Genomic DNA, 17,913 nt, shown 5'->3' on the forward strand with positions numbered 1-17,913 from the left:
GGTATGTGGAAATTCACTGTACGTCGAATTGGAATAATGATTCCGCAAATTGCATTACTCAGTATTTTGATATTTATCATGGCAAAAATGATGCCTGGTGATGCGTTAAGTGGTTTGATCGATCCGAATATTGATCCAGCTACGATTGAAGCGATGAGACAAAGATTGGGCCTAGATAATCCTTGGTATATTCAATACCTGGACTGGGTTAAAGCGTTGTTTCAAGGAGATTTAGGACAATCCTTCCGCTTTAAAATGCCAGTCACCGAATTAATTTCTCAACGACTTGTTAATACATTTTGGCTGTCTCTAGTTACGTTAATTTTGACTTATTTAATCGCGATTCCTCTTGGCATAACAAGTGGACGGTATAACGATTCATGGGCCGACCGATTAATAACTGGTTATACGTACGTAGGATTCGCGGCCCCATTATTTATCTTTGCTCTTGTTATGGTTTGGGTCTTTGGTTTCCAATTTGGTTGGTTCCCTACTGGTGGTAGTGTAACTCCAGGGCTTAGTCCAGGTTCGTTCGAATATGTACTAAGTAAAATAAATCATTTATTGCTCCCTTCATTATCAATGGCTCTCATCGCAACGGTTTCGACCGTTCAGTATTTGCGAAGTGAGATTATTGATACAAAACAGAAGGAATTTGTGGTGACAGCACGGGCGAAGGGTGCATCTGAGTCAAGGGTCTATAACCGTCATATTTTAAGGAATTCATTGTTGCCAGTTGCCGCATTTTTCGGGTATGAAATTACGGGATTAATCGGAGGAACTATTTTTATTGAAAGCATCTTTGGATATCCAGGAATGGGTCAGCTGTTCCTAGAATCAATTTCACTACGTGACTTCAGTGTGGTGACATCAGTTGTTCTAATATTTGGGATTGCAGCGATTTTAGGTGCATTACTTTCAGATATTATATTAAGTATTGTTGACCCACGTATTCGTATAAAATAAGAACTCGATAGACTTTGAGGTGGTTAAGGTTGGAAATGAAAAATGTCCATTTACCCGACAGTACACTGGATGCAGATAGAAGCCCATCCGGTTGGAGTATTATCTGGCGCGAAATTGTTCGAGATAAACTAGCTTTTATATCATTAGTTTTTCTTACACTCATTATGGTATTTGTATATGGTGTATCCCTGTTTTTAGATCAGAAAGAAATTGTGACAGTAGACTTGTTTTCTATTCATAAACCTCCGTCCGCGGAGTTTTGGTTAGGCACAGATTATGGGGGACGAGATGTTTTTGGGCAGCTGATTATCGGGACACGGAATTCACTTTCGATTGGGATTCTTGTAACAGTAATGACAGGCGTCATTGGAATTACTGTTGGCTTAGTTTCAGGTTATTTTGGTGGGAAAATTGATAATATAGCCATGCGGATTGTTGACTTTTTCATGATTTTACCGTTTCTGATGATTGTCATTGTGTTTGTATCAGTTTCGCCTAAATATACCATTTTGACATTTTCCTTGATTATGACAGCCTTTTTGTGGATGGGAAAAGCACGGTTAATCCGGTCGAAAACATTGCAAGAAACAGAACTAGATTATGTGCAGGCTTCGAAGACGCTCGGCTCCTCTAATCTGAAAATTATGTTTACGCAGGTGTTACCGAATTTAAGTTCAATTATTATCGTTTCGATGACATTGAGCTTAGCTGCAAACATTGGTTTGGAATCCGGGCTGTCATTTTTAGGCTTTGGTTTTCCGGAAAGTACGCCAAGCCTTGGGACACTTGTCAGTTATGCAAGAAACCCACAAACTTTGGAGTATAGATGGTGGATCTGGTTACCTGCATCACTGCTGATTTTAGTGCTGATGTTGAGTATAAATAATGTCGGTCAAGCGTTAAAACGTGCGACTGATGCACGACAAAGAAGAGGATAAGAAGGGGGAGAAATTTATATGGTAGGGAAGAAAAGTCTAAGAAAAGTTCTATTCGCAATGATGCTTGTTCTATTACTTGCGTTAGCCGCTTGTAATAAAGCAGAAGACGCGGAACCAGCAGATTCTGGAACTAAGAAAGAAGAAGGTAAGAAGGAAGAGACCAAGAAAGAAGAAGTCGCAGATGATGGACTCTATTCGATCGATGATTTTAGTAAGATTAAAACAAATGAAGGTGAGGCAATTGAAGGGGGTTCGTTTACATACGGACTTGTTTCAGATACAGCCTTTGAAGGAACGTTGAACTGGAACTTCTATTCAGGCAAGCCTGATGCATATGTTCTTGATTGGTTTGACGAAGGAATGTTGACATGGGATTCAAGTTTTGTGTATACACAGGATGGTGCTGCAACATATAAATCATCTGAAGATGGAAGAACATTCACGTTTACGATTCGTGACAATGTAAATTGGCATGATGGTAAGCCAGTTACAGCTGAAGACTGGGCATTTGCACATGAAATCCTTGGTCATGCTGACTATGATGGTCCGCGTGCAGGAGATGTACTTAACATTGTAGGTATGGATGAATTCCAAGCAGGTACATCGGAAACAATTTCCGGTATTGAAATAGTAAGTGATAAAGAATTAAAAATCACATATAAAGAGGCAACGCCGTCACTTATCACAGGTGGTATTTGGACATACCCACTTGCTAAGCATATCTTTGGCGATATGCCTGTTAAAGATATCTCATCTTCACCGGAAGTACGTCAGAAACCAATCGGTTTTGGTCCGTTTAAAGTTGACACAATCGTACCTGGTGAATCAGTTACGTTTACTAAAAACGAAGACTATTGGCGCGGGGCACCAAAGCTCGACACAGTTACTTTAAAAGTAATCAATCCAAACGTCGTTGTTCAATCACTTGAAAAAGGTGATGTAGATACAGTAAGTGATTTCCCAGTACCTCAGTACCCTGATAATGCTGAGATGTCAAACGTCGAATTTTTAGGCGATGTAGATCGCGCTTATTCGTATGTTGGCTTTAAACTTGGTACTTGGGATAAAGAAAAGAAAGCAGTGAAACCTAATCCCGATGCGAAGATGGGGGATGTGAATTTACGTAAAGCTATGTGGCATGCGGTTGATAATAATACGGTAGGTGAGAAGTTCTATCACGGCCTACGTTGGGCTGCAACAACATTGATTCCACCATCACACCCAGAATATCATGATGCTACAAATCCTGGTACACCGTATGACCCTGAAAAAGCGAAACAATTGCTTGAAGAAGCTGGATTTAAAGATGTTGATGGTGATGGTATCCGTGAAGACAAAGAAGGAAAACCATTGGTTATCAATTATGCTTCTATGTCAGGCGATGACATCGCTGAACCATTGGCACAATATTATATTCAAGCGTGGGAAGCTGTTGGCTTGAAAGTAGCACTGTTAGATGGTCGCTTACAAGAATTTAATACATTTTATGAAGGCGTTGGCCAAAATGGAGATGACAATCCTGAAATTGATATTTATTCAGCTGCTTGGGGTGTAGGTATCGACGTAGATCCTAGTGGTCTATACGCTAAAAACGTATTATACAACTTCGCGCGTTGGGAAAATGCAGACAATGAGCGCCTGTTAGCTGAAGGTATCTCTGAAGATGCATTCGACGTTGAAAAGCGTAAAGAAATATACAATGAGTGGCAACAACTGATGACAGATGAAGTTCCTGTATTCCCAACATTGTATCGTGCACAATTGGTACCAGTTAACAACCGTGTGCTAAACTATGCAATTGGTGATGGAACGGAAATGTATAAGAGTGATATCGCAGTAACGCAAGATAAGTCTATCCCTGCGAAAAAGTAAGTTAAGACGCATATCTGTAACTTGTAGAGGAAAAGAGTCATTTTTCTTCTACAAGTTTTTTTATTGTTAAAAGAAAGTGTGAATACACTTGAAAGTAACCTGAATCTGAACAGGAAAACATGATTGGATAGCGGAATATGATAAGCTTATAAGGACACTAAAAATAGGCGTAACAGCTTCTTAATGAAAGGAAGTTAGCAATATGAAAATAAGACCACAGCGTCTCCAAAAAGGAGACACAATTGGCATTATTGCACCGTCGAGTCCGCCTAATCAGGAAAACTTAGAGCGCTCACTCGCGTTTCTTGAACAGCTAGGATTGAAATGGAAGTTTGGGAAACATGTCTTGAATGTGCACGGATATCTAGCAGGGACGGACGAAGAACGACTTCAAGATTTGCATGACATGTTTGCCGATCCTACTATTAAAGGAATCATCTGTGCGGGCGGAGGATACGGCTCAGCTCGCTATACGGATAAAATCGATCTGCAGCTTATGAAAGAGAATCCGAAAGTCCTTTGGGGATTCAGTGATATCACATTCCTTCATACAGCGATGGGTCTGTATTCCAACCTTGTCACATTCCATGGCCCGATGCTTGCATCATGTGTTGGGAAAGACACGTTCCACGAATTGTCTGCGAAAATGTTCCAGCAGTTATTTGAGCCCATGGAACTTCATTACACGGAAGCGATTTCACCCCTTGAAACCATTACAGCGGGCGTCGCACAAGGTGAACTTGTTGGTGGGAATCTGTCGTTGCTCGCCAGTGGAATCGGCACTAAGTTTGAAGTGGACACGAAAGGCAAGCTTCTCTTTATAGAAGATGTCGGTGAAGAGCCATACAAAGTCGATGGTCTTCTCAATCAATTGCGCATGGCTGGAAAGCTTAAAGAGGCAGTGGGAATTGTCATAGGCGACTTCTCAGATGCGGAACCCAAAAAACGAAAAGAAACACTAACTCTTGATGAAGTATTCGCAGATTACACGGCTAATCTTGGAATACCGGTTGTCAAAGGATTCAAAATTGGCCATTGTCAGCCGCACTTTGCCATACCACTTGGTGTCGGTGCAAAGCTCGATGCTGATAACAAGACGCTGACGATATTACCTGGCGTCGAGTGAAACTAGATACGAAAGCGGTTTACGCAATTCAATCACATGGAGATTTGCCGCGAAATTGAGGCGGCTCTATGTGTTTGGGCAATAATGCTTTTGGGTATCATATAGGAGAACGCAACCAAGTAATGAAGCTGAAAATACAAGTATTTATTTGTGATAGTTAAAAGTAAAGTTTCCAGTAGAATTGTAAAAAAACAATTCGATTTTCCTATGCCTTTTTAAGTCATTAAGTTGAAAAAAAAGCCATAAACCATTATAATAGTTTAGTCATCGACATTCTTCGACACATTCCGCAAAAGCCCGATTTAGAAGGGCCCCAATCCACTGGACGGTTGTCCAAAATGGCATATTCATGCAAACTAAGTTAAAAAAAGTAACAGAGAACATTAATTCAATTAATTTTCTGAATCGTACAAGATTTGGTTTTTTTATTAATTAAAAAAAGAGGTGCTTTGAATTGAAATTATCACCGGTCGAACAGGAAAAATTGCTGTTGCATGTTGCAGGAGAACTGGCAATTAAGCGTAAGGAACGCGGAGTTAAGTTGAATTATCCGGAAGCTATCGCACTAATTTGTCACTACATTATGGAAGGCGCGCGTGACGGAAAGACTGTTGCACAACTGATGAGCGAAGGGAAACAAGTGCTTACGGTTGAGGATGTAATGGAAGGCGTCGGCGATATGATTAGTGATGTGCAGATTGAATGTACATTCCCAGACGGTACAAAACTTGTGACGGTCCACCGTCCAATTCAATAATAGGAGGCTTTAACAATGATTCCAGGAGAAATTAGAACAGCTGAAGGCTTGATTGAAATAAATGCCGGACGCCCCGTGAAAGCGGTACGCGTTGCAAACACTGGCGATCGTCCGATACAAGTCGGATCTCATTTCCATTTCATTGAGGTTAATAAATTTCTTGAATTTGACCGTGAACAGGCAGTTGGAATGCATTTAAATATCCCATCTGGTACCGCTGTGCGTTTTGAACCCGGCGAAGAGAAGGAAGTTGAATTAGTTGAGTTCGGCGGAAAACGTCACGTGTTCGGACTGAATAATTTGACGGAAGGTTCGACGCATAATAAGGACGAAATTTTAGATAGAGCAGCAGAAGCAGGATTTAAAGGAGCCGAGGATAAATGAAAGTAACACACGAACAATATGCGAAAATGTTCGGACCGACAGTAGGCGATAAAGTGCGTCTTGCTGACACGGATCTTTGGATTGAAATTGAAAAAGATTATACATCATACGGTGATGAAGGTGTTTTCGGTGGAGGAAAATCACTTCGCGTATCGATGGGCCAAAATGGTAAAAATGTTCGCGCTGAAGGTGTTCTCGACACAGTCATTACCAACGTTATGATTATTGACCATACAGGTATTGTGAAAGCAGATATTGGTATTAAAGATGGCCGTATCATCGGAGTCGGAAAAGCAGGAAATCCGCTTTCGATGGATGGTGTAGATCAGGATATGATCATCGGCGTGGGAACAGAAGTGTATGCGGGTGAAGGATTGATTGCAACTGCGGGTGCTGTCGACACGCATATTCACTTCATTAGTCCTCAGCAAGTCGAAACTGCACTTAACGCAGGTACGACTACATTCATCGGTGGTGGGACAGGCCCGGCCGCAGGTTCGAAAGCGACGAGTTTGACGGCGGGCGAGTGGCATCTTCATAGAATGTTACAAGCAGTTGAAGATTTACCAATCAACGTTGGGTTACTTGGAAAAGGGAGCGCATCTACAACGGAACCAATTATTGAACAAGTCCGTGCAGGTGCAATCGGTATGAAAATTCATGAAGACTGGGGTGCGACTCCAGATGCTCTTAATCAGAGTCTTATCGTTGCAGATGAATTCGATATCCAAGTCGCGCTTCACTCCGATACGCTCAATGAAGCTGGATTTGTTGAAAATACGATTGAGGCAATTGACGGGCGTGTTATCCATATTTTCCATACAGAAGGAGCAGGCGGCGGACACGCGCCAGACCAACTGAAATTGGCTGCATACCCAAATATTTTGCCGGCATCGACGAATCCGACAAAACCATTTACGACAAATACAATCGATGAACATTTAGATATGCTTATGGTATGTCACCATTTGAAACACGATGTACCTGAAGATGTAGCATTCGCAGATTCACGTATTCGTCCTGAAACAATCGCTGCAGAAGACATTATGCAAGATCTAGGTATTCTTAGTATTATGTCATCCGATTCACAAGCGATGGGACGTGTAGGTGAAGTTACAATGCGTACGTTCCAAACAGCAAACAAAATGAAAATGCAACGCGGTCCACTTCCGCAAGACGAAGGAAAAGACAATGATAACTTCCGTGTAAAACGTTATATTTCAAAACTAAATATTAACCCAGCGATTGCACACGGAATCAGCCATGAAGTCGGTTCACTCGAAGAAGGGAAACTGGCGGATATTGTCCTTTGGGAGCCTGCGTTTTTCGGTGTGAAAGCAGAAGTTGTTATTAAAGGCGGAATTGCTGTTTACGCAATGACTGGTGATCCAAACGCGTCTATTCCAACTCCGCAACCGATGATGGGACGCCGTATGTTTGGTTTCCACGGTCAAGCACCACAACACGCGGCAATGACGTTCCTTCCTAAAATTGCAGTAGAAGAAGGCCTACCTGAAAAATTGGGTCTTAAGAAAATGATTGGTACTGTTAAAAACTGCCGTAACATTGGTAAAGCAGACATGAAACATAACAGTGAAACACCAGAAATTGACGTCAATCCAGAAACATATGAAGTGAAAATTGACGGTGTACTTGCTACGTGTGAACCAGTAAGCGTTCTCCCGATGGCACAACGTTACTTCCTGTTTTAATTACTAAAAATAATGAAGGGGAAAGCTCGAAATGGTTGAAAAGATATTTTACAGCCATTTCGGCCTCATCCTATTGAACATGCCGATAAAGGAGGATGCCAAATGCTTATAACTAAAGTCATTGGTAACATTGGAACGGAAGAAGAAATTGCTGGTAAACAGACAGAGTGGATTGAACTTGACTGGGAAGAATTGAGTAAACGCATTCTACGCAAAGAAACAGATCAAGGTACAGATGTCGCGTTGTCACTTGAACAACAAGAGCACCATGAGGACCACGAACATCATGACCACGACGATCATCATCATCATGAACACCAGCCGTTACAATATGGCGATATCTTATTCGAGGATGACTCACGTCGTATTGCCGTTCGCACAAAAATGGAGCCGGTTATCGTGATTAGCCCGAAAAACATGACGGAAATGGGTAAAACGGCTTTCGAACTTGGAAACCGCCATACACCGGCATTAATCGAGGAAAACGAAGTCATCGTGCGTGCAGATCATACGTTGAATAAATTGCTAGATGAAGTGGGTGTCGCATATGAAACAACTGAAAGACGATTCAAACAACCATTCAAATACCGAGGACACTCTCACTGATCTTGCCCTTTTACGATTAATTCAAATTCATGATTCCGCGTTTCCGATTGGGTCCTTTACGCAGACGTATGGCATGGAGACGTATATTCAGGAAGATGTGATCCGGACGAAAGAGGATTTGGTCGCTTATTGTACGTCGTTTCTTTTTCAAAACCTGGTGCGTGGGGATGCGATTTTAATTCAAGAAGCGTATGCTGCGGCTCAGGAACAGGATATCGAGCGACTTCTCTATTTGGAGCAATTATGCGGGGCAATCAAACTTGCGAAGGAATCACGTGAGGCAAGTGTGAAACTAGGAAGACAGTTTATTAAAACTGTGTCTCCACTCGGAACAGATGATTTCCTTGCGGACTGGAAAGCCCGTATTGATGCAAAAGAGATTAAAGGTCATTACGCCATTCTTTATGGTATTTACAGTGCGACGACAGGCGTCAGTGCGCATCATGCGGTCATGACGTATTTGTTTGCATCGCTTAACGGACTCGTCCAAAATGCGGTCCGTGCTGTGCCGTTCGGTCAAACAACTGGCGTCCAAGTAACGTATGAATTGATTGGACATGTGACGGAAGCGGCTAAATTAGTTGCTACGTTGACAGAAGCCGATATTAGTAATAACGCGTTAGGTATTGAACTTGCTTCTATGAAGCATGAGTATTTGTTCTCAAGATTATTTATTTCATGATGGATTGAAAGGAGTTTTTATAAATGAAACCAGTACGTATTGGCATAGGTGGACCAGTTGGATCGGGCAAAACATCGCTCGTCGACCAACTTACACGTGCGATGCACAAAGAATATAATGTAGCGGTCATTACGAACGATATTTACACGCGTGAAGACGCTCAATTTTTAATAAATAGCGGTGTACTTGAAGCGGATCGCATTTTAGGTGTTGAAACGGGAGGTTGCCCACATACGGCTATCCGCGAAGATGCTTCTATGAACTTCGCAGCAATTGATGAACTGAAAAGTCGTTTTGAAGACCTCGATATTATTTTCGTGGAAAGCGGCGGAGACAACTTGTCCGCTACATTTAGCCCAGAGCTTGTCGACGGCTATATTTATGTTATCGACGTTGCAGAAGGTCAGGATATTCCGAGAAAAGGCGGACCTGCTTTGACGCGTTCTGATCTTTTATTGATCAATAAAACGGATCTTGCTCCATACGTTGGCGTTGATCTTGAACTAATGGATAGCGACGCAAAAAAAATGCGTAACGGACGTCCATACATTTTTACAGATGTAAGAACACAGAAAAATGTTGACCAAGTCGTTGCTTGGATCAAGCACAATATGCTATTAGAAGGTGCGGGATCCGCTGGTTCAAATGCTTAAGCCGTCTCGCGCCATCCACCACGGAAAACTTGACTTGGAATTTGAGCCAAGAAGAGGCTACACACGGATGCCTCATGTTTTCCAACAGCCTCCATTGAAGGCGAGTCGTGAACTGTACGAAGGGAAAAACCCGACAGCGACTGTCTACATAATGGAGTCCTCTGGAGGCATGGTCGCCGGGGATCGAAATGACATTACAGTGAAGCTTGCTCCAGATAGTAGCGTAAGGTTGGTTCAGCAGTCCGCTTTAAAGATCTATCCATCGCATACCGGAGACACTTGTGTACAGACCATTAACATCGAACTCGGAGAAGGGGCACGCCTTGAATGGATGCCAGAAGTAATTATTCCTTTTGTAGATGCAAAATTCCGAGGTGACACGACACTTCGAATCGCACGCGATGCAACCATATTATGGGGTGAAATCGTTGCCCCAGGACGTGAAAAGCGCGGTGAGATATTTGACTACCAATCGTTCAATACGAATTTCAAAATTTTTGTCGAGGATGAATTAATTGCTTTTGACTCTCTGCATTTCTCACCAAAAGAAACGGCACTTGGTGATATCGGTGTACTGGAAACTGCAATGTATATCGGTTCAATCTGGCTCGTATCGCCGAAAGCCGCAGATGTCGACGTCCGCGCAATACAAGAAACATTGCGGGTTGAAGAAGGTTTAAAAGCTGGTATGACAAGGCTTGAAGGAAATGCAATCCATTGCAGATGGCTTGCCGTTGATCAGTGGACGATGCAGGAAGAGATGAAGCGTGTATACGCGTTGTTGGCAGAAATAGTTTAAGAGGACACTCCAATGAGGGGTGTCCTCTTTGGGTTTGATGTTTTACATCACTTCGATACCCTTTTTTTATTCCATTTTTTTATTAAAAAATCCATCAACCAGGTATAGAGAAACATCGAACCGACTAGGACAACAGCGATGTAAATGTATTGCAAGAAAACTGGAATGTTATACTTCTTTATGAAATCCCCTGAATAAAGCATGATGAAAACCAGCGCTATAAGAAGTACAATCATACCTATCGCATAAATAACCATAGTACTTAGAGGCGTTGTCCGAAGTGTCTTACGGATGGAATCCCTAGATTTTAAAGCTCTTATAAGTAGATATAAAAATAATACGAGTGATAGATAGTCATTTGCTACAAACAATAAAATAAGTCCAAGTAATATAATCGACCAGGTGATTTTTTCATAGTATTTATCAATAAATTTCAGCATTAATCTTCCCCCAGTATGTGTATACTATATATACGGAATGATTGATGGAAAAGTTTCCTTTTATCACAAATTGAATATGTTCTACTACAAAGGAGTTTGTCGTATGCAAGAAAAAAGACCAATGGGCCAATCACGAACAATCCAGACGAAGCTAGTACTGCCGCCAGATACCAATCATCTGCAGACAATTTTCGGCGGAAAAGTTCTCGCGTATATAGATGAAATCGCTGATATCACGGCAATGAAACATTCAAAAACAGCGGTTGTAACTGCTTCAATCGATTCAGTCGATTTTGTATCGTCGGCGCGTGTTGGAGATGTACTTGAACTTGAGGCAATTGTCACGTCAACAGGCCGTACATCGATGGAAGTGTTTGTATCGGTCCATTCAATGAACCTGCTTACGGGCGAAACAAAACTAACAACCGAATCCTTCCTAACGATGGTTGCCATGGATGAAAATAACAAGCCTACTCCTGTGCCGGGCATTTATCCGGAAACAGAGGCTGAAAAGAGTCTATTTGAAACAGGCCCCGCACGCCGTGAACATCGGAAATTGCGGAGTGAGATGAAACATTAAATAATTTGTTATGGAAAAGCCCACGCAAGTTGTGGGTTTTTTTCCGTTGTGCCGCGTATCATTTCAAAGCCATTTCTACTTTTCACATAAAATGTTTCATTGTAAAAACTAGTATAATCTAAATAATTAATGTTTTGTGTATTGACAATCTATTCGGAAGACTGTATTGTACTAATTAACAACTAAATACGTAACTTTCTTATCCAGAGAGGTGTAGGGACTGGCCCGATGATACCTCAGCAACAGACTTGTAAAAGTACTGTGCTAATTCCAGAAGCGTAAGTGTAATGCTTACTGCTTGGAGATGAGAAGAGCAAATAGCGAATTCGCCAAAACCTCTTCTTGAAATTTAGAAGAGGTTTTTTGTTTCGTCTAGGCTCCGGGCGCCAGATGCTTGGGTCATAAGTTAAAGCTGCTCTGCGGCAAAGAACGCCGCTACGCATCTTCATCTTATGCCTGACGCATCTAAGCGGGCGCCCTTCGCTTTTGTTACTTCTGGAGACTAAAGTTACCTTCAAAAAATGAAGGGAGAATTATTGTGTCAAATGAATTAATCAATGCAATTGCTTTATTAAAAAAGAAAGAATGGGTTGATTTAACACATACTTTCGGGCCTGACTCACCCCGTTTTTCAGCATTTGATGCAGCAGAGTTTACAACATTATTTGATCACGATGATGGATTTTTCGCACAGAGCTTTAAATTTGCGGGACAGTACGGCACACATATTGATGCACCAATTCACTTCGTTCGTGATACAAGATACTTGGATGAATTGGGTTTGAAAGAATTGGTATTACCGCTGGTGGTCATCGATAAATCGAAAGAATCTGATGCAAACCATGATTTTACATTAACTGTTGAAGATATTCTGAAGTTTGAAGCTCAGCACGGGCAAATTGAGGCAGGTACATTTGTGGCATTACGCACAGATTGTGGCAAACGCTGGCCGGATAATGAGGCATTTTGCAATAAAGATGCCGATGGGAATAACCGTATACCGGGTTGGGGCCTTGCTGCTTTGAAGTTTTTATTTGATGAAAGAAAAGTAAAGGCTGTCGGTCATGAAACTTTCGATACGGATTCAGCCATTGATTTTCAAAAGAACCAAGCTCTGTTAGGTGAATATTATGTTCTTGAACAAGATACCTACCAAATTGAGCTATTAACAAACCTAGATAAAGTGCCCTCAAAAGGCGCGGTCATTTTTAACATCGTTCCGAAGCCAGAAAAAGCATCGGGATTCCCAGTCCGCTCATTCGCGATCCTGCCGTAAGAAAAGAAAAAGGGCCCGCTCATTCGCGCTCCCGCCGTAAGAAAAGAAAAAAGGTCCGCTCATTCGCGTAATAGCCATAAGAAAAAAAGAGGATTTGCTCATTTGCACTCCTGACCTAATAAAACCGTAATTTACTTCTAAAAAAGAAAGAAGGAATATACCATGACAAATCAATCGACAACACTAACGAAAGCACCATTCAGAGCGGATCACGTTGGAAGTTTACTACGACCAGATAATTTGCATAAAGCGCGCAAAGACTTCAAAGAAGGCATAGTTACTGCACAACAATTACGAGAAGTAGAAACACAGGAAATTAAACGGGTGGTTGATAAGCAAATCGAAGTTGGCTTGGAACTTGTAACAGACGGTGAATTTAGACGTACGTGGTGGCATTTAGACTTCTTGGAGCATTTGAACGGAATTGAAGGGTATGTGCCAGAGACTGGCTACGTATTTGATGGTATTGAAACAGAACGATATAACGTTCGAAACACAGGCAAGATTTCGTTTGACCCTAATCATCCATTCATTCAAGACTTTGTTGAGTTTAATGAAATCGTAGGCGGCCGTGCCGTTGCGAAACAAACGATTCCAAGTCCGAATCAGCTCTTTAATATCGGAATTCGTGATGAAACGATTTACCCTGACATTGAAGAATTTGCCAAAGATGTTATTCAAGCATACAAAGATGCTTTGAAAGCATTTTACGAAGCTGGTGTACGCTACTTGCAGTTGGATGATGTCTATATTGCGGGGCTTTCTGCGCCGAATATCCCGTTTAACGACGGAGCCTATTCAAGAGAACAACTAATCGACTTGGCACTACGCGTCATTAATGGCGTTTTGGAAGACAAACCTGAAGATCTTTTCGTAACAACACACCTATGTCGTGGAAATTACCAATCGACGTGGGCGTTTGAGGGAAGCTACGCACTGATTGCACCCACACTTCTTGCAAAAGAAAAAGTGGATGGCTTCTTCCTTGAATATGATGACGAGCGTTCAGGAGACTTTAAACCGTTGGATCATGTGCCAAACGGCGGAGCGAAGGTTGTCCTTGGTGTTGTTACTTCGAAAAATGGAGAAATGGAAGACAAGGATGCGGTCATTGCGCGTATTCAAGAAGCCGCACAATACGTGCCACTTGAACAACTATGCTTAAGTCCGCAATGCGGATTCGCTTCAACGCATCACGGCAATAAGCTAACAGAAGAGCAACAATGGGAAAAGTTGAAATTCATTGTGGACGTGGCAAAGGAAGTTTGGGGTTAAACTGATAAACCGGAACAAGGCTCATATGCTTTGTTCCGGTTTATTTCTTATTCCACTGAAAATGGCACAGCAACGGATAATTCGTGCATTGGCGCGCCTGTTGAAATAAATGTTTTCACAAGACGGTATTCACCTGGAATCAGTGTCACGCCGAGCGCGTCGACCGAAAAGGTCTGCCGTGCTTCGCTGCCGGCTGACAACACATTTCCAAAGTCTTTAAAGGACGGGTTCTTTAAGAATACGGCATCTGAATATGTAATAATATACCACTGGCCATCTGTATTTACTTCTATATGATAAAATTCGCCCAACTGGTAATCGGATGTGCTGTTATTTCGTACAAGCGTCTTAATGATGGATGGCGAACCGACGAATGAATCTTCGTCCAATACAAGTGATAAACCTTCTTCTGATGAAAACATTTCCTGGTCAGGCACGGGATCGGGCAGTGTAGAAACTGCGGGTTCTTTTCCGCAGGCGGAGAGGGGGAGTATAAGAACGATTGCAATTAACAGCAGTTTATTCATGATGGAAACACCTCCACTTCTAGCATATACCTTTAAGGGTGGATAAACCTTGATTGATAGCAATAAATAGCTGTGGATAAGTTAATTCCCATGAAAATTCATTGATTGTTATCCACATGTGGGTAAAATATAATGTGTAAATGAAACTTCATCCACTTATTTTCGTATAACAGAGAAAGGGGTGGAGTCAATGAGACAGGAAATACAAGAACGACAAATGGGATTGACGATGATACGTACTGAGCACAACCGTGTGAAAAGGCGTCTTGAGGGCACGGAGGTAAAACTTAAAGACGCAATTATACAACGTGATAACTTGCATGAAAAACTGACAAAAGAACAACAGGATGTAGTGAAGCTTGGCAAGTTTTCTTTTATGAATAAGATAAGTGAGTGGACAGGCAAGTGGGATGAAAAAATGGAGAAGGAGATTTCAGAAGCAGCGGATGCGGAGCTCCATTATAATGAAGCAGAAAAAGTAGTGGCGGACTTGGAAGCGGAAGCGGTCCGATTACGTGAAGAGATTAAAAATCCAGACTTCGACTATATCGAGGAAGAGTGGGCGGATTTTCTGAAGGAGAAAGAGACGTGGATTCGATTCAATGACACAATTGCGAATGGGACGTTACAAAAAATAGCAGATGATAGAGTAAGACTGCGTTCAATGCTGCGTGAAATTGACGAAGCCTGCGATGCAGGTAACAAGGCAAATCGGGCACTCGATGCGGCGCTGGAGAAGCTTGGGGCGGCAGAAGGATTGTCGGTATGGGATACGTTCCTTGGCGGTGGCTTGCTAGTATCGGCTCTTAAATACTCCGAAATTAATAGCTCCGATGATCTTGTCCATCGCGCGCAACGTGCCCTCCGCCATTTTGAGACGGAACTGATGGATGTCCAAAATGCCGCGACTGAATCATTCACGGTGAACAAAAGTGACATCTTTACATTTACAGATCTGTTTTTCGATAATATTTTTTCAGACTGGATGATTCATTCCCGCATTACAGACGCGAAAAGTAAGCTGAACGATGTGCTTCAAGATGTGCGCAAGGTTCAAGACCGACTTGCGAGAAAGCGTGATGAATTGCTGCATGAATTAGAGAGGCTAGATGTACAGGAGCGAGAAATTATTGAAGCGTAATGGATTGCAAAGGTAATTAGGACGACTGTCATGGCAAGCGAAGAAACTGTGAGGACAATCCATGGAACTGTCATGGCAATCGAAGAAACTTTGAGGACAATCCATGGAACTGTCATGGCAAGCACAAACTGTGAGGGCAACACGTCAAACTGTCATGGCAATCGAAGAAACTGTAAGGACAATCCGTGGAACTGTCATGGCAAGTACAAACTGTGAGGACAACGCGTCAAACTGTCATGGTAACCGAAGAAACTGTGAGGACAACGCGTCAAACTGTCATGGCAATCGAAGAAACTGTAAGGACAATCCGTGGAACTGCCATGGCAACCGCAAACTGTGAGGACAACGCTTCAAACTGTCATGGCAACCGAAGAAACTGTAAGGACAATCCATGGAACAGTCATGGCAAGCGCTAACTGTGAGGGCAATGCGTCAAACTGTCATGGCAACCGAAGAAACTGTAAGGACAATCCATGGAACTGTCATGGCAAGCACAAACTGTGAGGGCAACACGTCAAACTGTCATGGCAACCGAAGAAACTGTAAGGACAATCCATGGAACAGTCATGGCAAGCACAAACTGAGAGGACAACGCGTCAAACTGTCATGGCAACCGAAGAAACTGTGAGGACAACCCGTGGAACTGTCATGGCAACCGCTAACTGTGAGGGCAACGTGTCAAACTGTCATGGCAACCGAAGAAACTGTGAGGGCAACGCGTCAAACTGTCATGGCAACCGCTAAAACTATAAGTGAAAACCACCTCATTCTTGAAACAGCAGGACGGAGCTTTTGCATCCTGCTGCGCTATGAAACGAATTTTGAGCAACTTCCGTATTGCTTCATTCAAATTCCAAAAACTCAAGTCGGTTGCCAAAAGGATCATGTGTAAAAAAGCGTGATCGCCCTTCGATTGGAAGTTCTTCACTAAACGGATAATTAGCTTCTTCCAACCGTAATTTCAATTGCTCCAGTGCATTCACTGTAAAACCGGGATGCGCTTTTTTCGCAGGCATGAAATCCTGCTGAATACCGATATGCACTTCTTGTGAGCCACAAAGGAACCAGCAACCCCCGCGCCCCTTCAAGTTTTCTGGTTTTGGAATCTCCTCCATACCGAGCAATTCCCCGTAAAACTTCCGTGCTTTATCTTCAGACTCGGGCGGCGCTGCAATTTGGATATGATCAATTCCTGTTAGAAACTTGCTCATTGCTCAACACTCCTCTGAACGTAATACCTTCAGTATAATCTCCATTCAGCTGTTTCACTAATACCATTTTCCGAGACTAGTACATAAGGAATCCTTATCAGCTTGAGTGAAAGTGATTGATTTTCCCAATTGGTTAAATAATCGTATACTATAAATGAAGGAAGTGTGGGGAATGGATTACATACTTATATTTTTCATTGGAATGGCTGCGATGACACTTGGAACGCTTGCAGGTGGGGGTGGCCTGATTACGGTCCCGGCTATGTTGCTCATGGGTATCCCAATTCACTCTGTCCTTGGGGCTGGGAAGATTTCAACAACAGTTAGTTCGTTTTCTACTTTTATAACAGTCCTACTGAAAAAGCAGGTTACATTTAAAGAATCATTTTGGATTATACCTATATCACTTTTCGGTGGATTTACAGGTGGTTTTATAGCAACACGCTTGACGGAAAGTACAATGTACATTATAGCGGTTATTCTTCTTATCATTGCTTTTCTTACATCATTCCTTTCCAAAGTAGACTTCTCAGGGGAAGAAAGCTTAAGGCCGACGAAAGTAGCGATTCCGGGATTACTCGGAATTGGAATATACGATGGGATGTTTGGACCGGGGCAAGGCACTCTACTTCTGTATTTGTTCGGTCACTTACGAATTGCGTACATTCGGGCAATTGGCTTTGGCCGTCTAGCAACGTTTTCAAGTGGATTTGGTGCAGCCATCAGCTATATTGCCATGGGTAAGATTATTTGGCCAATTGCCTTTGTACTCATGGCCGGTTCCTTATCGGGCGCACAAATCGGTGTGCGACTTGCTGAAAGGTTGAATCCGGATCACGTTAAAATATTATTGCGCATTATTACGATAGCGTTGATCGTCCAGCTTATCGTCAATAGTTTTCTTTAACTAAAACACCTCATCCGCTTGAAAGGAAGAGGTGTTTTTTGAATGGGTGAATTTATCCCAA

The 17,913-nt window shown here is 42.3% G+C and carries 21 protein-coding genes and 1 riboswitch; of the genes, 18 read left to right on the forward strand and 3 right to left on the reverse strand.

Annotation, left to right across the window (positions count from 1 at the left end; translation table 11 throughout):
• Window positions 1-3 precede the first annotated feature (3 nt).
• From opp4B to ACP8HG_RS17295, 11 genes are all read left to right on the forward strand, one after another.
• Window positions 4-966 carry an oligopeptide ABC transporter permease gene (gene opp4B, locus ACP8HG_RS17245; protein WP_340741171.1) on the forward strand — a complete coding sequence of 321 codons (963 nt, stop codon included), beginning with the start codon at window positions 4-6 and terminating at the stop codon, window positions 964-966.
• A gap of 35 nt (window positions 967-1,001) precedes the next feature.
• On the forward strand, window positions 1,002-1,904 hold the full coding sequence (locus ACP8HG_RS17250) for an ABC transporter permease (RefSeq protein ID WP_340742563.1): 903 nt from the start codon (window positions 1,002-1,004) through the stop codon (window positions 1,902-1,904).
• Between the two features lie 18 nt (window positions 1,905-1,922).
• Complete coding sequence (gene opp4A, locus ACP8HG_RS17255; RefSeq protein WP_340741172.1) at window positions 1,923-3,776, forward strand: oligopeptide ABC transporter substrate-binding protein; 1,854 nt, start codon at window positions 1,923-1,925, stop codon at window positions 3,774-3,776.
• A gap of 202 nt (window positions 3,777-3,978) precedes the next feature.
• Window positions 3,979-4,902 (forward strand): S66 peptidase family protein, encoded by a 924-nt coding sequence (locus ACP8HG_RS17260; protein ID WP_438297328.1) that lies wholly within the window; start codon window positions 3,979-3,981, stop codon window positions 4,900-4,902.
• 454 nt (window positions 4,903-5,356) lie between these two features.
• On the forward strand, window positions 5,357-5,659 hold the full coding sequence (gene ureA, locus ACP8HG_RS17265; protein ID WP_067204300.1) for an urease subunit gamma: 303 nt from the start codon (window positions 5,357-5,359) through the stop codon (window positions 5,657-5,659).
• Between the two features lie 15 nt (window positions 5,660-5,674).
• The gene (locus ACP8HG_RS17270; RefSeq protein WP_187046336.1) at window positions 5,675-6,043 is read left to right on the forward strand and encodes an urease subunit beta; all 369 of its coding nucleotides are present in this window, start codon (window positions 5,675-5,677) and stop codon (window positions 6,041-6,043) included.
• A complete protein-coding gene (gene ureC, locus ACP8HG_RS17275; protein ID WP_187046337.1) occupies window positions 6,040-7,755 on the forward strand; it encodes an urease subunit alpha in 1,716 nt (571 codons plus the stop codon). The genes ACP8HG_RS17270 and ureC overlap by 4 nt, the downstream gene beginning before the upstream one ends.
• A 102-nt stretch (window positions 7,756-7,857) precedes the next feature.
• Window positions 7,858-8,361: an urease accessory protein UreE gene (locus ACP8HG_RS17280; RefSeq protein ID WP_067204309.1), complete on the forward strand. Its 504-nt coding sequence runs from the start codon at window positions 7,858-7,860 to the stop codon at window positions 8,359-8,361.
• The gene (locus ACP8HG_RS17285) at window positions 8,303-9,043 is read left to right on the forward strand and encodes an urease accessory protein UreF (RefSeq protein ID WP_231885750.1); all 741 of its coding nucleotides are present in this window, start codon (window positions 8,303-8,305) and stop codon (window positions 9,041-9,043) included. The genes ACP8HG_RS17280 and ACP8HG_RS17285 overlap by 59 nt, the downstream gene beginning before the upstream one ends.
• Window positions 9,044-9,066: 23 nt before the next feature.
• The gene (ureG, locus tag ACP8HG_RS17290) at window positions 9,067-9,696 is read left to right on the forward strand and encodes an urease accessory protein UreG (RefSeq protein WP_067204312.1); all 630 of its coding nucleotides are present in this window, start codon (window positions 9,067-9,069) and stop codon (window positions 9,694-9,696) included.
• Between the two features lie 67 nt (window positions 9,697-9,763).
• Window positions 9,764-10,495: an urease accessory protein UreD gene (locus ACP8HG_RS17295; protein WP_438297332.1), complete on the forward strand. Its 732-nt coding sequence runs from the start codon at window positions 9,764-9,766 to the stop codon at window positions 10,493-10,495.
• 47 nt (window positions 10,496-10,542) lie between these two features.
• Here ACP8HG_RS17295 and ACP8HG_RS17300 read toward each other — a convergent pair whose 3' ends face one another.
• On the reverse strand, window positions 10,543-10,935 hold the full coding sequence (locus ACP8HG_RS17300) for a hypothetical protein (RefSeq protein WP_438297334.1): 393 nt from the start codon (window positions 10,933-10,935) through the stop codon (window positions 10,543-10,545).
• Between the two features lie 103 nt (window positions 10,936-11,038).
• Between ACP8HG_RS17300 and ACP8HG_RS17305 the strand changes: the two genes are divergently transcribed.
• The 3 genes from ACP8HG_RS17305 to ACP8HG_RS17315 all read left to right on the forward strand — a co-directional run bounded on the left by ACP8HG_RS17305 (window position 11,039) and on the right by ACP8HG_RS17315 (window position 14,066).
• Window positions 11,039-11,515, forward strand: a complete 477-nt coding sequence (locus ACP8HG_RS17305) for an acyl-CoA thioesterase (protein ID WP_067204320.1) — start codon at window positions 11,039-11,041, stop codon at window positions 11,513-11,515.
• A 196-nt stretch (window positions 11,516-11,711) separates the two neighbouring features.
• A riboswitch (SAM riboswitch) is annotated at window positions 11,712-11,826 on the forward strand.
• A 227-nt stretch (window positions 11,827-12,053) separates the two neighbouring features.
• Window positions 12,054-12,791, forward strand: a complete 738-nt coding sequence (locus ACP8HG_RS17310; protein ID WP_438297336.1) for a cyclase family protein — start codon at window positions 12,054-12,056, stop codon at window positions 12,789-12,791.
• Window positions 12,792-12,953: 162 nt separating this feature from the next.
• Entirely contained in the window at window positions 12,954-14,066 is a 1,113-nt protein-coding gene (locus ACP8HG_RS17315; protein WP_438297338.1) for a 5-methyltetrahydropteroyltriglutamate--homocysteine S-methyltransferase, read from the forward strand.
• 47 nt (window positions 14,067-14,113) lie between these two features.
• On the opposite strand, the gene ACP8HG_RS17320 is transcribed toward ACP8HG_RS17315, so the two are convergent.
• Complete coding sequence (locus ACP8HG_RS17320) at window positions 14,114-14,593, reverse strand: immunoglobulin-like domain-containing protein (protein ID WP_438297340.1); 480 nt, start codon at window positions 14,591-14,593, stop codon at window positions 14,114-14,116.
• A gap of 190 nt (window positions 14,594-14,783) precedes the next feature.
• Here ACP8HG_RS17320 and ACP8HG_RS17325 point away from each other — a divergent pair, with 190 nt between their 5' ends.
• The 3 genes from ACP8HG_RS17325 to ACP8HG_RS17335 all read left to right on the forward strand — a co-directional run bounded on the left by ACP8HG_RS17325 (window position 14,784) and on the right by ACP8HG_RS17335 (window position 16,362).
• Window positions 14,784-15,734, forward strand: coding sequence for a hypothetical protein (locus tag ACP8HG_RS17325; RefSeq protein WP_438297342.1), 951 nt, complete (start codon window positions 14,784-14,786; stop codon window positions 15,732-15,734).
• A gap of 103 nt (window positions 15,735-15,837) precedes the next feature.
• Window positions 15,838-16,074 (forward strand): hypothetical protein, encoded by a 237-nt coding sequence (locus ACP8HG_RS17330; protein ID WP_438297344.1) that lies wholly within the window; start codon window positions 15,838-15,840, stop codon window positions 16,072-16,074.
• A 51-nt stretch (window positions 16,075-16,125) separates the two neighbouring features.
• The gene (locus ACP8HG_RS17335) at window positions 16,126-16,362 is read left to right on the forward strand and encodes a hypothetical protein (protein WP_438297346.1); all 237 of its coding nucleotides are present in this window, start codon (window positions 16,126-16,128) and stop codon (window positions 16,360-16,362) included.
• 214 nt (window positions 16,363-16,576) lie between these two features.
• Here ACP8HG_RS17335 and ACP8HG_RS17340 read toward each other — a convergent pair whose 3' ends face one another.
• Window positions 16,577-16,945, reverse strand: a complete 369-nt coding sequence (locus ACP8HG_RS17340) for a VOC family protein (RefSeq protein ID WP_438297348.1) — start codon at window positions 16,943-16,945, stop codon at window positions 16,577-16,579.
• Between the two features lie 172 nt (window positions 16,946-17,117).
• Between ACP8HG_RS17340 and ACP8HG_RS17345 the strand changes: the two genes are divergently transcribed.
• On the forward strand, window positions 17,118-17,852 hold the full coding sequence (locus ACP8HG_RS17345) for a sulfite exporter TauE/SafE family protein (protein ID WP_342539368.1): 735 nt from the start codon (window positions 17,118-17,120) through the stop codon (window positions 17,850-17,852).
• The last annotated feature ends 61 nt before the right edge of the window (window positions 17,853-17,913 follow it).

It is taken from the genome of Sporosarcina sp. FA15 (genome assembly GCF_051550195.1).
GTDB classification, from domain to species: Bacteria; Bacillota; Bacilli; order Bacillales_A; family Planococcaceae; genus Sporosarcina; species Sporosarcina psychrophila.